11 protein-coding genes are annotated in these 15,558 nt (G+C 35.4%); all 11 read left to right on the forward strand.

The features are described from left to right. The first annotated feature begins 10 nt into the window (after positions 1 to 10). The 11 genes from purE (at position 11) to J6D32_RS06750 (ending at position 15,248) form a co-directional block, all read left to right on the forward strand. Entirely contained in the window at positions 11 to 523 is a 513-nt protein-coding gene (gene purE, locus J6D32_RS06700; protein ID WP_055164430.1) for a 5-(carboxyamino)imidazole ribonucleotide mutase, read from the forward strand. Next, positions 516 to 1,646 carry a 5-(carboxyamino)imidazole ribonucleotide synthase gene (purK, locus tag J6D32_RS06705; RefSeq protein WP_006784956.1) on the forward strand — a complete coding sequence of 377 codons (1,131 nt, stop codon included), beginning with the start codon at positions 516 to 518 and terminating at the stop codon, positions 1,644 to 1,646. The genes purE and purK overlap by 8 nt, the downstream gene beginning before the upstream one ends. A 20-nt stretch (positions 1,647 to 1,666) precedes the next feature. After that, positions 1,667 to 5,374, forward strand: coding sequence for a phosphoribosylformylglycinamidine synthase (locus J6D32_RS06710; RefSeq protein WP_287467439.1), 3,708 nt, complete (start codon positions 1,667 to 1,669; stop codon positions 5,372 to 5,374). 333 nt (positions 5,375 to 5,707) lie between these two features. Next, positions 5,708 to 6,418 carry a phosphoribosylaminoimidazolesuccinocarboxamide synthase gene (gene purC, locus J6D32_RS06715; RefSeq protein WP_006784958.1) on the forward strand — a complete coding sequence of 237 codons (711 nt, stop codon included), beginning with the start codon at positions 5,708 to 5,710 and terminating at the stop codon, positions 6,416 to 6,418. A gap of 10 nt (positions 6,419 to 6,428) precedes the next feature. Next, entirely contained in the window at positions 6,429 to 7,859 is a 1,431-nt protein-coding gene (gene purF, locus J6D32_RS06720; RefSeq protein ID WP_006784959.1) for an amidophosphoribosyltransferase, read from the forward strand. Positions 7,860 to 7,871: 12 nt separating this feature from the next. After that, entirely contained in the window at positions 7,872 to 8,897 is a 1,026-nt protein-coding gene (gene purM / locus J6D32_RS06725; protein WP_006784960.1) for a phosphoribosylformylglycinamidine cyclo-ligase, read from the forward strand. Further along, positions 8,894 to 9,454: a phosphoribosylglycinamide formyltransferase gene (gene purN, locus J6D32_RS06730; protein ID WP_006784961.1), complete on the forward strand. Its 561-nt coding sequence runs from the start codon at positions 8,894 to 8,896 to the stop codon at positions 9,452 to 9,454. Before purM ends, purN begins: the two co-directional genes overlap by 4 nt. A gap of 14 nt (positions 9,455 to 9,468) precedes the next feature. Next, positions 9,469 to 11,001 carry a bifunctional phosphoribosylaminoimidazolecarboxamide formyltransferase/IMP cyclohydrolase gene (purH, locus tag J6D32_RS06735; protein WP_287467440.1) on the forward strand — a complete coding sequence of 511 codons (1,533 nt, stop codon included), beginning with the start codon at positions 9,469 to 9,471 and terminating at the stop codon, positions 10,999 to 11,001. A 24-nt stretch (positions 11,002 to 11,025) separates the two neighbouring features. Further along, complete coding sequence (gene purD / locus J6D32_RS06740) at positions 11,026 to 12,276, forward strand: phosphoribosylamine--glycine ligase (RefSeq protein WP_006784963.1); 1,251 nt, start codon at positions 11,026 to 11,028, stop codon at positions 12,274 to 12,276. A gap of 134 nt (positions 12,277 to 12,410) precedes the next feature. Further along, positions 12,411 to 13,502: a pyridoxal-phosphate-dependent aminotransferase family protein gene (locus tag J6D32_RS06745; protein ID WP_129821625.1), complete on the forward strand. Its 1,092-nt coding sequence runs from the start codon at positions 12,411 to 12,413 to the stop codon at positions 13,500 to 13,502. A gap of 21 nt (positions 13,503 to 13,523) precedes the next feature. Then, positions 13,524 to 15,248, forward strand: coding sequence for a zinc-binding metallopeptidase family protein (locus tag J6D32_RS06750; RefSeq protein WP_055164436.1), 1,725 nt, complete (start codon positions 13,524 to 13,526; stop codon positions 15,246 to 15,248). The last annotated feature ends 310 nt before the right edge of the window (positions 15,249 to 15,558 follow it).

The raw sequence follows: 15,558 nt of genomic DNA on the forward strand, positions 1-15,558 counted from the left end.
AGGATTTTTGATGGAGAGAATATACGAAATCTCACCCAAACCATTGGTTGGAATTATCATGGGAAGTAAATCAGATTTCGAAACAATGCAAGAAGCGATGAAAGTTTTAGAGCAATTAGAAATCTCTTATGAAGCTAGTGTCGTTTCAGCGCATCGAACACCAGATAAAATGTTTGAATATGCAGAGGCTGCACGTAATAGGGGAATTAAAGTAATCATTGCAGGAGCAGGAGGTGCTGCGCACCTTCCTGGAATGGTTGCTGCTAAAACAACACTTCCGGTTATTGGAGTACCGGTTCAATCAAGAGCTTTAAATGGACTCGATTCGTTACTATCTATTGTTCAAATGCCAGGAGGAATTCCGGTAGCTACAGTAGCTATTGGAAAAGCTGGAGCCAAAAATGCAGGATTATTAGCAGCTTCCATGTTAAGCACATCATATCAAGAAATTGCAGTTTATTTAGAAAATTATCGTAAAGAGATGACGGATTCAGTACTGGGAGATTGCGATTTAAATGAGTAAGTTAATATTACCCCCATCAACGATTGGAATTATCGGTGGAGGACAACTTGGAAGAATGATGGCAATTGCTGCTAAACAAATGGGATATAAAATTGCCGTTTTAGAACCAGTAGCAAATGGACCACTTGCCCAAGTTGCTGATATCGAAATTAATGCAACTTATGATGATGAATTAGCATTGTTATCCTTATTTAAACAAAGTGACGTCATTACCTATGAGTTTGAAAATGTCTCAAGTGAGATGATTAAGCAACTAGAATCTAAAGGGTATCTCCCCCAAGGAAATCGACCAATTGCGATTACTCAACATCGCTTTTTAGAAAAAATCGCCATTAATGATTGTGGATTTAAAACAGCACCATTCATGAAAGTCGAAAGTGAAGCGGAGTTAAGATATGCCATTAAGCAATTAGGGTACCCAGCTATTTTGAAAACGACGTGTGGTGGATATGATGGCAAAGGACAATGGATGCTAAAAACTGATGAAGATATCTTAGAAGTTATTCCTATTGTCGAAGGAACAGAATGTATCCTCGAAGGATTTGTTCCTTTTGAAAAAGAAATCTCAGTCATCGTAACAAGAGGCACAAATGGTGATGTCGAGACATTCCCGGTAGCGGAGAATATTCATCAAAATCATATCTTACACTTAAGTATCGTACCAGCTGATATTAGTTCAGAGCTTATGATAAAGGCGGAAGAAATAGCAAGAACTTTAATTGAACGTTTAGATTTTGTTGGAACACTTGCGATTGAGATGTTTGTTATAGGTGATGACATTATTATTAATGAATTAGCACCACGTCCTCATAATTCAGGACACTATACAATTGATGCTTGCAACATTTCGCAATTTGAACAACATATTCGAGCAGTATGTGGCTTACCACTAATTAAGCCAACCCTAATAGAGCCAGCTATCATGGTCAACTTGCTAGGCCAACATGTTGACTATGCCTTAAAAATGTGGACAACACCTGAATTTCATCAGGCAAAAGTTCACCTTTATGGAAAAGAAGAATTACGAGCAAATCGTAAAGTTGGACATATGACATTTACAAGTAAGAAGAGAGAAGATTTACATAAAACTGTGGAACTGTTTTTAGAAAACTTTCCAAAGTAAAAAGGGTGAGGATGAGGAAAATGAGTCAGTATCGTATTTTTGTGGAGAAGAAGGATATCTATGCAACAGAAGCTAAAAGTTTACGGCATGATTTGAATGAAAATTTACATTTAAACCTAACTAATACTCGTGTCATTAATATATATGATTTATTTAACGTTAATGAAACAGAACTTGAAACAGCGAAGCAAAATGTTTTATCTGAAATTGTAACAGATATGACAAGTGACTCAATTGAGTTAAGTGATAAAACCTATTTTGCAGTAGAATATTTACCCGGGCAATATGATCAACGTGCCGACTCAGCAATTCAATGTATTCAACTTTTAACAGGAAATGATGAGGTTCGTGTTAAGAGTGGAAAAGTGATTATTTTGGATGGAGTACAGTCAAAAGAAGAATTAGCTAAAATTAAAAACTACTATATCAATCCGATTGAAATGCGTGAAAAAGATTTAACAGCACCACTTCAATTAGATGAATCAATAGAAATTGAAGATGTCAAAACATATGAAGGATTCGTTGACTATAAAGAGGAAGCGTTAGCGGCATTCTTAAAGACACACGGGATGGCCATGTCCCTAGCAGACATCAAATTAATTCAAGATTACTTCTTAAAGGAAGAAAAACGAAATCCAACAGAAACAGAGTTAAAAGTATTAGATACTTACTGGTCAGATCACTGCCGTCACACAACGTTTGAAACATTAATTGAAAATGTAACATTCGAAAGTGGACGATTCCATGAAATTTTACAACAAACTTTCAATGAATACTGCGCAATGCGAGAGCGTGTTCACCATAATAAAAAGCCAATGACATTAATGGATATGGCAACTATTGCAATGAAAGAACAACGCAAATTAGGATTATTAAATGATTTAGAAGTGTCAGACGAAATTAATGCTTGTAGTGTTTATATAGATGTCGATGTTGATGGGGTTAACGAACCATGGTTATTAATGTTTAAAAACGAAACACACAATCATCCAACAGAAATTGAACCATTTGGTGGGGCTTCAACATGTATTGGTGGAGCAATTCGTGATCCACTATCTGGACGTTCATATGTTTACCAAGCGATGCGTATTAGTGGTGGAGCAAATGTTTTAGAATCTATCGAAGATACGATGGAAGGTAAACTTCCTCAAAAAATTATTTCAAAACGTTCAGCAGATGGAAATAGCTCTTACGGAAATCAAATTGGATTACCAACAAGCTTTGTTCGTGAAGTTTATCATGAAGGATACAAAGCAAAGCACATGGAAGTCGGAGCAGTAGTCGGAGCAGTTAAAGCAAGTGATGTTCGCCGTGAAAAACCAGCTCCTGGAGACATCATCATTCTACTTGGTGGGCGTACAGGAAGAGATGGAATTGGTGGGGCAACAGGATCATCCAAAGCTCATAATGAAACATCAATTCAAACAGCTTCATCAGAAGTTCAAAAAGGAAATGCTCCGACTGAAAGAAAAATTCAGCGTTTATTTAGAAATGGAGAAGTAACGCGCTTAATCAAAAAATGTAATGATTTCGGAGCAGGAGGCGTAGCTGTTGCCATTGGGGAACTTGCTGATGGATTAAACATCGACTTAAATGCTGTTCCAGTCAAATACAATGGATTAAATGGAACAGAACTTGCAATTTCAGAATCGCAAGAGCGTATGGCAGTCTTGGTGGCTTCTAAAGATGTAGACACTTTTATTAACTTTGCACATCATGAAAACTTAGAAGCAACTGTTGTTGCAGAAGTGACAAATACCAATCGTTTAGTGATGAATTGGAATGGTCGTCCAATCGTCAACTTATCACGTACTTTCTTAGATACAAATGGTGCGCGTCAAACAACAAACGTTACAATTAAAACAGATTTAGAATCTAATCCATTCCAAAGTAAAATACAAGGAAACACAATTAAAGATAAATTCCTAAATAATTTAAAACAACCAAATGTTGCATCACAGCAAGGAATGGTTGAAATGTTTGACTCAACCATTGGGGGAACGACTGTTTTAATGCCTTATGGAGGAAAATATCAATTAACTGAGACGGAAGGATCAGTTCATAAAATTCCACTACGTCATGGTGTGACAAATACAGTTAGTATGTTAACTTATGGATATAATCCAGAAATTACATCCTGGTCACCATTCCATGGAGCAGCTTATGCAGTAGTTGAATCAATGGCAAGAATCATTGCCTTAGGTGGAAGATGGCAAGGAATTCGTTTCTCATTTCAAGAATACTTTCGTCGTTTAGGACAAGACCCACAAAACTGGGGACAACCGTTTGCAGCGCTACTCGGGTCAATTTACGTTCAAAAAGGGTTTAATTTACCTGCAATCGGTGGAAAAGATAGTATGAGTGGATCATTTGAAGAATTACATGTTCCACCGACATTCATTTCATTTGCAGTTCAAACAGAAAAAGCAAACAAAGTTTTATCACCAGAATTCAAGGCACCGGAAAACTATATTTATTTAATTAAACATGAACCAACTAAAGATTTAATGCCAAATATTGAACAGTTAAAAACTAACTTTGACTATATTTATGACATGGTTACAGTCGGATGTATTAAATCAGCTTTCTCGGTTAAACAGGGAGGGATTGCTGAAGCATTAGCAAAAATGAGTTTCGGGAATAAAATTGGTGCAACCATTAAAACAGGTTATGATGTATTCGACTTAGAACTGGGATCGATTATCGTAGAGTCTGATCGACCATTATTATTTGATCATGCGCACTTACTTGGAAAAACAACATCGGAACCTTTAATCGTCATCAATCAAGAGGCCATCACGATTGAAGAAAGCTTAGAAGCATGGCAAGGAACATTTGGCAATTTATATCCAGTTGCCGCTGAAGCTGAAAAAATAGAGGTTCCAATCATTGACTATAAAAATACCATCATTAAAACATCATCAATAAAATCAACACCACAAGTATTCTTGCCAGTATTCCCAGGAACAAACTGCGAATATGATAGTGCAAGAGCCTTCGAACAAGCTGGGGCAAAATCAATCATTGATGTATTTTGTAATCAAAATCATCAAGATATTGAAGCTTCAATTGAACGTATGGTTAAACACATTAATGAATCTCAAATTTTAATGCTATCTGGAGGATTCAGTGCTGGAGATGAGCCAGATGGATCAGGAAAATTTATTACATCAGTTTTAATGAATGAACAGGTACGTGAAAGTATTGAAGGATTATTAGAGCGTGATGGATTAATCTTAGGTATTTGTAATGGATTCCAAGCATTAATTAAATCAGGATTATTACCATATGGACAGTTTGGAATGGTAACTGAAGACTCACCAACTCTAGTTAAAAACAATACGAACCGACATATGTCAAAAATTATACAAACACGTATTGCCTCAAACAAATCACCTTGGTTATCGGGGGCAAACGTTGGAGATATTCACAATATCGCAATTTCGCATGGAGAAGGGAAATTTGTAGCGAATGATGCTGTGATTAAAAAATTAATCAAAAATGGTCAAGTCGCGACTCAATACGTAGACGTAACTGGAAAACCAACAATGGATGGAATCTACAATCCTAATGGATCAATCGCTGCCATTGAAGGAATTACAAGTCCAGATGGACGCATTCTTGGAAAAATGGGGCACTCAGAGCGCATCGGAAGTCAAATTTTCAAAAATGTCCCAGGTAATTACGATCAATTACTGTTCCAAAGCGGAGTAAAATACTTTAAATAAAACGTTGAGTCTCGCAATTAACACGCGTAGGAAGTGAATAAAGTCTGAATTATCGGGAGACAGAAGAGGCTTTAGAACTTTACGAGCGTATTGCGAGAAGAAACTAGATTCAAAAGTTCTATATATAAACTGAAATGTAATCAATCGTTTTATCATCAGGCTTAGTATTTAAACCCTTTTGATACTAAGGTATAACTATAGAACCGCTAAATGTTTAAAAATCCACAAAACTTAGAGGTTCTTATATATCTAATGAGAAAGCACAGCGTCACCCTAACAAGTAAAAAGATAAAAGAGAGACTATACAAAGAGAGAAAAACGGAGGATAAGGCCATGAACCCAACTCGAGTAATGTTATATGAAGGAAAAGCAAAGCAAATTTTTAAAACGGACGATGATCACAAAGTTATTATTCATTATAAAGACGATGCAACAGCATTTAATGGGGTAAAAAAATCAAGCATCGCAAACAAAGGTATTTTAAACAATGCGATTACAACAATCATTTTTGAAATGTTAGAAAAACGTGGAGTGAAAACCCATTTCATTGAAAAATTAAATGATCGTGATCAATTATGTCATAAAGTTGAAATTGTTCCTTTAGAAATTATCGTGCGCAACATTATTGCAGGAAGTATGGCAAAACGTTTAGGAATCGAAGAAGGGACAATTCCATCGAACGTGGTTTATGAATTATGTTATAAAAATGATGCTTATGGGGATCCGTTGATTAATGAAGATCACGCGGTAGCATTAGATTTAGCGACTTATGAAGAGTTAGCAAAAATTAAAGAAATGACATTAGAAATCAACAAAGCATTGATTGAATTCTTCGACGCACAAGACATTCGCTTAATTGATTTCAAAATTGAATTTGGGCGTACAAAAAATGGGGAAATTGTGTTAGCCGATGAAATCTCACCAGATACATGCCGTTTATGGGATAAAAAAACAAACGAAAAGTTAGATAAAGATCGTTTCCGTCGCGACTTAGGAAATGTTGAAGAAGCCTATATTGAAATCTTAAATCGCGTAAGTCGCTAAGGTGAATAATATGGCAGAATTAGATTTATTTTTCGAAAATAAAATGAATGAAGAGTGTGGAGTCTTTGGAATCTTCAATCATGAAAATGCAGCTGAATTAACTTATTACGGATTACATGCTCTTCAACATCGTGGTCAAGAAGGCGCTGGAATCGTTACGAGTGATGGCAAAATGCTTCATCAACATAAAGGAGAAGGACTTGTTCGAAATGTTTTTACTCAACAAGATATCGATCGTCTAAAGGGAATCCATGCGATTGGACACGTTCGTTATTCAACAGCAGGCGGAGGCGGAATTATGAACGTTCAACCTTTCCTATTCCGCTCTCAATCAGGACCACTTGGTCTTTGTCATAATGGAAATTTAGTCAATGCAAATCAACTTAAAGTCTATCTTGAAAACGAGGGAAGCATCTTTCAGACTACCTCTGATTCAGAAATTCTCGCTCATTTAATCAAACGCCAACGTGGAGATATGATGACAGCTTTGAAGGAATCCCTACTTTATATCGAGGGAGCTTTCGCCTTCCTACTATTAAAAGAAAATGAAATGTACATCGCTTTAGATAAACTGGGATTACGTCCACTATCTCTTGGTCGAATTGGTGATAAAGGAATTGTCGTTGCATCGGAAACATGTGCTTTTGATGTGATTGGAGCAGAATATTTGCGAGATGTTCATCCAGGAGAAGTCATCAGAATTGACTTAAATGGGATAACGTCAGACCGCTACGCCAAAACTTGTCATCGTAGCATGTGTAGCATGGAGTACGTTTACTTTGCAAGACCAGATAGTGATGTAGAAGGAATTAACGTTCACCAAGCACGTAAAAATTGTGGCCGAGTTCTAGCTAAAGAATCACACGTTGAAGCAGATATCGTTGTAGGAGTACCAGATTCGGGATTAAGTGCAGCTATCGGATATGCAGAAGAAGCTAATATTCCATTTGAAATTGGCATGATTAAAAATAAATACATTGGACGAACCTTTATCCAGCCCTCACAAGAACTTCGTGAACAAGGCGTTAAGATGAAATTATCAGCTGTTCGTTCAATCGTTAAAGATAAACGCGTTATTTTAATTGATGACTCAATTGTTCGTGGGACAACATCACGCCGAATGGTAGATATGTTACGTGATGCAGGGGCTAAAGAAGTTCACGTGCGTATCGCCTCACCAGAAATCAAATTTCCATGTTTTTATGGAGTTGATTTCTCAACATACGATGAATTAATTGCTGCAACCCATACAACAGAAGAAATAAGACACGTAATTGGAGCCGATTCATTAGCCTTTATTTCAGTAGAAGGACTAACAAAAGGTATTGGCCGACCTGTAACTTACGGTAAAAACTGTGGTCAATGTGTCGCATGTTTTAATGGAGACTATCCGACATATCTATATGAAGATGTTATAAATGCAAACAAAGAAGTTAAATAAGGAGTGGAGAAGATGAGTAAAGCGTACGAACAATCAGGTGTAAGTCTAGAAGCAGGTTACGAATCGGTTAATCGAATCAAAAAACATATCGCAAAAACGAATCGTCCAGGAGTATTTTCGGGAATTGGATCATTTGGTGCTATGTTTGATTTATCGTCACTTGATTACCAAAACCCTCTCTTAGTATCGGGGACAGATGGAGTCGGAACTAAGTTAATGGTGGCAATTAAAGCAGATGTTCATGACACAATTGGAATCGATTGCGTCGCAATGTGTGTGAATGATATCGTTGTACAAGGAGCAGAACCCTTATATTTCTTAGATTACGTGGCGGTTGGAAAAAATGAACCTGCTAAAATTGAGGCTATCGTTAAAGGAGTAGCAGATGGATGTGAGCAAGCGGGAGCTGCTTTAATCGGTGGGGAAACAGCCGAAATGCCAGATATGTATGAGCATGGACATTATGATTTAGCTGGATTTGCAGTTGGAGTTGTTGAAAAAGATGAATTAATCACGGGTGAAAAAGTAAGTGAAGGTGATATCATCATCGGACTTTCATCAAGTGGAATTCACTCAAATGGATACTCATTAGTACGTAAAATCTTATTCAAAGACCATAACGTCGATTTAAACCAATACGTTGAATCACTTCAAGCCACAGTAGCAGAGGCCGTCTTAGCACCAACAAAAATCTACGTTAAACCAATCTTGGCTTTACTAAAAGAAGTTGAAGTACATGGGATGGCTCACATTACAGGTGGAGGATTTGATGAGAACATTCCACGTACATTACCAGAGGGGCACGGAGTCGTCATTAATAAAAACTCATATCCAATGCCTCCAATCTTTAATTACTTAAAAGAACTTGGAAACTTAGACGAGCGCGAAATGTATAACGTCTTTAACATGGGAATTGGAATGATTATCATTGTATCAAAAGACTCAGTTCAAAAAACAATGGAGGTCTTAACAGAAGCAGGAGAAACTCCACATATCATCGGTCACGTTGTAGCTGAAGAAGGAGTACAACTAGTATGAAAAAAATAGTTGTCTTTGCTTCAGGGAATGGTAGTAACTTTCAAACTATCGTTGAAAAATTACATAAACAAGCCTGCGAAGTAGCACTGCTTGTTTGTGATAAACCGGGTGCCTATTGCATTGAAAGAGCTCATAAAATGAACATTCCAACCTTCGTTTTTAATCCAAAAGAATATTCTAGTAAAGAAGCCTTCGAACAAGAAATCTGTACTCAGTTAATCCCCCTTAACCCAGATTTAATTGTTTTAGCAGGCTACATGCGCATTGTTGGTCAAACTTTATTAGATGTTTACGAAGGAAAAATCATTAACATCCATCCTGCATTATTACCAGCTTTTCCTGGTCGGGATGGAATCACAGACGCATTAAAATATGGGGTTAAAATTATGGGAGTGACTGTTCATTACGTTGATTCAGGTATTGATACAGGGATGATTATTGACCAAGTTTGTTTTAAACGTACAGGGTTAGAGACAAGAGAAGAAATAGAGCAAAAAATTCATGACTTAGAACATGAGCTATATCCAACTGTCATTAAACAATTGCTAAATATTTAGGAGGATGAAGAGAGATGAAACGTGCATTAGTAAGTGTGTCAGATAAAACAAACTTAGTGCCATTTGTACAAAATTTAATTGAATTAGGATACGATATTATTTCAACAGGTGGAACAAAAAAGTCATTAGAAGAAGCGGGAATGAATATTATTTCCATTGACGAGGTGACAGGGTTCCCAGAAATTTTAGAAGGACGTGTCAAAACGCTTCATCCATTAGTTCATGGTGGTCTATTAGCAAAGCGTGGTGATGAATATCACCAACAACAAGTAGCAAAAAACAACATCGAGTACATAGATTTAGTTTGTGTTAACTTATATCCATTTGCAAAAACAATTCAAAATCCTGAATCAACACATGAAGATAAAATTGAAAACATCGATATCGGTGGACCTTCAATGCTACGTTCTGCAGCTAAAAACTTTAATGACGTAACAGTCGTTGTAGATGTTAAAGATTACGATCAAATTATTGATGAAATTCGTGAACATGGAAATACAACCTTAAACACGCGTCAAAAATTAGCTGGAAAAGTATTTAATCATACAGCAGCCTATGATGCAATGATTGCAAACTACTTTAATCAAATCAACGAAATTAAAATTCCAGAAAAACTTACTGTTACATACGACCTAAAACAATCATTACGCTATGGAGAAAATCCACATCAGTCAGCAGCATTTTATCAAACATTAGAAAAACCATCTTACAGTGTAGTGGCGAGTGAACAATTACATGGAAAAGAATTGTCATACAACAATATTGCAGATGCTAATGCGGCACTTGAAATTTTAGCTGAATTTGAAGCACCAGCAGCGGTTGCGGTAAAACATATGAATCCATGTGGTGTTGGAATTGGATCAACAATCGAGGAAGCTTATGCAAAAGCATATGAAGCAGATTCAACGTCAATCTTTGGTGGAATTGTTGCCCTTAACCGTGAAGTTAGCAAAGAAGTAGCAACAGAACTTCATAAAATCTTCTTAGAAATTATTATTGCACCAAGTTTTACAGAAGAAGCATTACAAATTTTAAAACAAAAGAAAAATATCCGCCTATTAACAACAGACATGTCAAATCGCCGTCAACTAGGACATAAATTAACAACAGTTAAAGGTGGATTATTACAACAAGACTTAGACACACTAGAAGTAACACTTGAAGACTTAGAATGTGTAACAGAAGTAAAACCAACACAAGAAGACTTAGAACAATTATTATTTGGATTTAAAGTTGTAAAACATGTGAAGTCGAATGCGATTGCTTTAGTGAAAGATAATATGACTGTAGGAGTTGGTGCAGGCCAAATGAATCGCGTCGGTGCGGCTAAAATTGCACTTGAACAAGCTAATGAATTGGCATCAGGTTCATATTTAGCATCAGATGCTTTCTTCCCGATGTCGGATACAGTTGAATTAGCTGCTAAATATGGAGTTAAAGCACTCATTCAACCAGGTGGATCGATTAAAGATCAAGATTCTATTGATGCTTGTAATAAATTTGGAATTGCGATGGTATTTACAAAAGTAAGACATTTTAAACATTAATTTGGTGAGGATAGGGAGAAATTTATGAAAGTTTTAGTTATTGGGCGTGGGGGACGTGAGCATGCCATCATAAAAAAATTAATGCGCGATAAAAAAGTTTCTCAAATTTTCTGTGCACCAGGAAATGATGGAATGATTGAGGCAACTTTAGTACCAATTGAGGAAACAAACGTAGCGGCACTTACTGACTTTGCGTTGGAAAATCAAATTGATTTAACCATAGTGGGGCCAGAAATGGCTCTTGTAGCGGGAGTTGTTAATAGTTTCAATTCAAAAGGATTAAAAGTGTTTGGCCCAACTAAAGAAGCAGCTTTAATTGAAGGCAGTAAAGCCTTTGCTAAGCAGATGATGTCAAAATATAATATTCCAACGGCAGTATATAAAGAATTTACAGAATTTGAGCCCGCGGTTGAGTATTTAAAAACACAGTCTATGCCAATTGTTATTAAAGCAGATGGACTAGCTGCTGGCAAAGGTGTAGTTATTTGTCAAACATTAGAAGAAGGAATTGAGACTTTAGAATCAATGTTATTATATCGTCAGTTTGATGAGGCCTCTTCGAAAGTAGTGATCGAGGAGTTCTTGGAAGGTGAAGAGTTTTCGTTAATGGCTTTTGTCGCAAATGAACTTTATAACCCAATGCCTATTGCACGTGATTATAAGCGTGCATATGATAATGATGAAGGGTTGAACACAGGAGGAATGGGGAATCACAGTCCACATCCGCTTATTTTGGAATCAGATTATGAGGAAGCGATTAAAATGGTTATTGGACCAATGACGAAGGCAATGATTGCCGAAAATATACCATTTACGGGAATCTTATATGCTGGATTAATGAAAACATCGTCAGGTATTAAAGTTATTGAATTCAATGCTCGCTTTGGAGATCCAGAAACGGAAGTGCTACTTCCTCGTTTAGAGACAGACCTTTCTGAAATCATGTTATCACTGCTTGAGGGGAAAGAAATCGAGTGTGTATGGTCAGATAAACCAACTGTTGGAGTTGTGTTAGCCGCTAAAGGTTATCCAGGAAATTATAATAAAGGCGCAATTATTAAAGGTCTTGATTTACTGGAAGATGTAGACGTTTGTCATATGGGAACTAAATTAGTAGATGGCGACTATACAACAAACGGTGGACGCGTTCTCTTTGTTGTTGGAAGTGGTGAAACTTTAGACAAAGCTCGAACTAATGTTTATCGACAAATAGAAAAAATTACTTGTGATGATTTGTTCTACAGACTAGACATTGCAAAGAAATTTGTCGAGTAAAAATATAAAAAGGGAGATCTTTGTAATCTCCCTTTAAGTCTATTTTTATTACATATTTGCAAAGCATAATGACAAAATTTTCAAAAAGATGTATTTTATAAATGAGCTTGTAATTTTATGAAGTGGGTGAGAAAGTGAGTAAGGTATTATTTACGCCAGGTCCTACGAATATTCCAATGGAAATTCGAGAAGTATTAGGGCAAGATTTAATTCATCATCGTATGGCTGATTATCATCAATTAATTAAAGATGTAAACGAAGGGTTAAAAAGAATATTTGATACTAAAAATGATGTAATTATTTTAACATCTTCAGGAACAGGGTCAATGGAGTCAACAATCGTTAACCTATTCTCTAATGGGGATGAAGTTTTAGTCATTAATACAGGATGGTTTGGTCAAAGATTTATTGAAATTTGTACTGTATATGGATTAAAAGTACATGAGTTAGCTTATGATTGGGGAAAAAGTTATGAGTTAAATGATGTAAAAGAAATTTTAGAAAAATATCCCGAAATTAAAGGTGTATTTGTAACTTATCATGAGACAGCAACAGGTGTTGTAAATAATTTGAAAGCTTTAGGAGATTTAACGAAAGATACAAATCGTTTATTAATTGCGGATTGTATTAGTGGGATGGTTGTACAAGAGTTCCATTTAGATGAATGGGGAGTAGATTGTGCGGTGGCAAGTAGTCAAAAAGGATTCCACTTACCTCCTGGATTGAGTTTTGTAGCCTTAAGTGATAAAGCAAAATTGAGTTTAGAATATTCAAATCTCCCAAAATATTATTTCGATTATAAAAAATATCTTCATTATTATGAAGTAAAATCAGAACAGCCATTTACTCCAGCAATTTCTATCGTTGTAGCATTAAAAACAGCATTAGATGGATTGTTGAATCAAGGTCTTGAAAGCGTGATTGCAAATAAAGTTCAAGTTCGAAAATATGCTGAAGAAAAACTTGCAAATCTCGGCTTTGAATTATTTATTAAAGACGAAAGTATTAGAGGAAATGTGTTAGTTCCCGTATTAGCTCCTGAAAATATCAATGCTAGCAAATTGACTGCTTTAATTGATGAAAGATATAACTTTACTGTAGCAGGTGGAATGGGTTCATATGCAGGTAAAATGTTACGCGTTGGAATTATAGGGGAAATAACAAAACAAGAAATTGATTTGTTAGTGCAATACATAAAAGAAGTTTTACCGGAATGTCAAAAGTAGCTTTAGAGGGGAGAATACATAATGAAGCCACAATTCGAATTAGAACGCAATACTGCAGTTATTAACTTTTCTGCACATTATTGCAATACTGAAGATGAATTATTAAATAGTCAAGGGTTTGAGAAAGTATTAACACGTTTCTTAAATAGATTGAAAAAGAAAGAATCACCAATTTATGAACAATTAGTTTATGTATGTGGTGAAAATCGAGTAGCAACGGAGTTAACATCACTTTTTAAATTATTATTGGTATTAGAGATTGATGAAGTTATGCAAATGAATCGATCATTTATAGTGTTACTTCAACACAAGGATACATTGATAGAATTTATTGAAGCATTATACGATTACTGGCGTCGTCTAGAACGGTACAGTGTCATTTATAACAGTACAGAAGGAACTGGGATTCAAAAAATAAAATTTATCGAGGCAAATAATGACTTTACTAATTTAGTATTAAAGGTTTATCGTACTATTGAAGAGCGTTTAATGGGACATCGTCAAAATGTGTATCGCCAATTAATTGTTGGAGCAAATGCAGGTTTAGTATTAAATGAAATTCAATGGGATTTTCCAATGCAATATAGGGGGCTAAGATATCCGGCGTTTATTGAGTCCATTGTATTAACACCGCCATTTATCACTTATCCTAAACGAACAAAAAGGGATGGAATTTTCGAAGAGGTTTTTATAAATCCACTTGATGGATTATATCTAGATCCAAATAATTGGTTTGTGTATCCTGCAAAAGTAGGAACTGCCCTAGCCTACGTATATTTTCATCGTGATTTTATGGCTCAAGGGGTTACAATGTGTAACTTATTTGAATTAGCAGAGTTGGAAGAATGTAAAGACAGAAAACCTGATTTAATTTATGTTTATGGAAATAAAGATAAAGAAGATCGTGCGGTATTCTATCAAGATAAAGAAAATGACATTATGATTGGATATGCGACCTATAGTGAAAATCACGATTATTTTGGTTATATGAAAAAAATGATTTTAACTTTATATAATGTCAAAATGATTAATGAGAAAAAACTTCCATTACATGGTGCTATGATTGAATTAACATTAAAAAATGGTATTCAAAGTAATATTGTAGTAATTGGAGATAGTGGAGCAGGTAAGTCAGAAACACTAGAAGCAATGCGTTTGATGGCAGAAGATGAAATTAAAGATATGAAAACTATTTTTGATGACATGGGAACGTTGGCAATCGAAAAAGGTGAAATTCGTGCGTACGGTACTGAGATTGGAGCCTTTGTACGCTTAGATGATTTGGATACAGGATATGCATATCGCACAATTGATCGAAGTATTTTTATGAATCCAGATAAAACGAATGCACGTATTGTAATTCCAGTTGCAACTTATAAAGATATTACAACTGGGCGTCCTGTTGACATGGTCTTATATGCTAATAACTATGAAGAAGATGGTGCTGAATTTGAATTTTTTAATAATATAGATGAAGCAAAAGATGTATTTGTAAGAGGAGCACGTAAGGCAAAAGGTACCACAACAGAAACGGGATTAGTTGAATCTTACTTTGCTAATCCATTTGGACCTGTGCAATTAAAAGAACAAACGGATCCATTGATTGATAAATATTTTGAAACATTATTTAAAAAGGGAATTAAAGTTGGACAAATTCGTACGCGATTAGCGGTTGAAGGGCAAGAACATATTGGCCCACGTAAAGCTGCCGAGTTGTTATTAGATTATATTAAAAATCAACAATAAAAAAGGTCTGACAGTACACTGTCAGACCTTTTTTATATATGAATAAAATTAATAATTATAAATGTTATAGTTAAATGTGTATAAATGATTAAGTATAGTATATATTAATGATGTTATAGAAAAATTTAATCAATTGTTACAAAAATATAGTGGAAAAGATTGACGAAAGTTATAATAAATGATAAGATGATCAAGTCGTCGAAAGAAGACAAAAAAAGAAATCGAAAGATTTTAAAAAAACTTCAAAAAAGTGTTTGACAGAAAGAGTTAAACATGATAAGATAATCAAGTCGCTGAAACAAGTGACAAA

This window comes from Turicibacter sp., from assembly GCF_017941855.1.
Lineage (GTDB): Bacteria > Bacillota_I > Bacilli_A > MOL361 > Turicibacteraceae > Turicibacter > Turicibacter sanguinis.

Excerpts from the sequence above, each read along its gene's own strand:
- J6D32_RS06750 (WP_055164436.1), top strand. The coding sequence starts at position 13,524 with ATGAAGCCACAATTCGAATTAGAACGCAATACTGCAGTTATTAACTTT.
- purC (WP_006784958.1), top strand. The coding sequence starts at position 5,708 with ATGAACCCAACTCGAGTAATGTTATATGAAGGAAAAGCAAAGCAAATT.
- purM (WP_006784960.1), top strand. The coding sequence starts at position 7,872 with ATGAGTAAAGCGTACGAACAATCAGGTGTAAGTCTAGAAGCAGGTTAC.
- purH (WP_287467440.1), top strand. The coding sequence starts at position 9,469 with ATGAAACGTGCATTAGTAAGTGTGTCAGATAAAACAAACTTAGTGCCA.
- purN (WP_006784961.1), top strand. The coding sequence starts at position 8,894 with ATGAAAAAAATAGTTGTCTTTGCTTCAGGGAATGGTAGTAACTTTCAA.
- purK (WP_006784956.1), top strand. The coding sequence starts at position 516 with ATGAGTAAGTTAATATTACCCCCATCAACGATTGGAATTATCGGTGGA.
- J6D32_RS06710 (WP_287467439.1), top strand. The coding sequence starts at position 1,667 with ATGAGTCAGTATCGTATTTTTGTGGAGAAGAAGGATATCTATGCAACA.
- purD (WP_006784963.1), top strand. The coding sequence starts at position 11,026 with ATGAAAGTTTTAGTTATTGGGCGTGGGGGACGTGAGCATGCCATCATA.
- purE (WP_055164430.1), top strand. The coding sequence starts at position 11 with ATGGAGAGAATATACGAAATCTCACCCAAACCATTGGTTGGAATTATC.
- purF (WP_006784959.1), top strand. The coding sequence starts at position 6,429 with ATGGCAGAATTAGATTTATTTTTCGAAAATAAAATGAATGAAGAGTGT.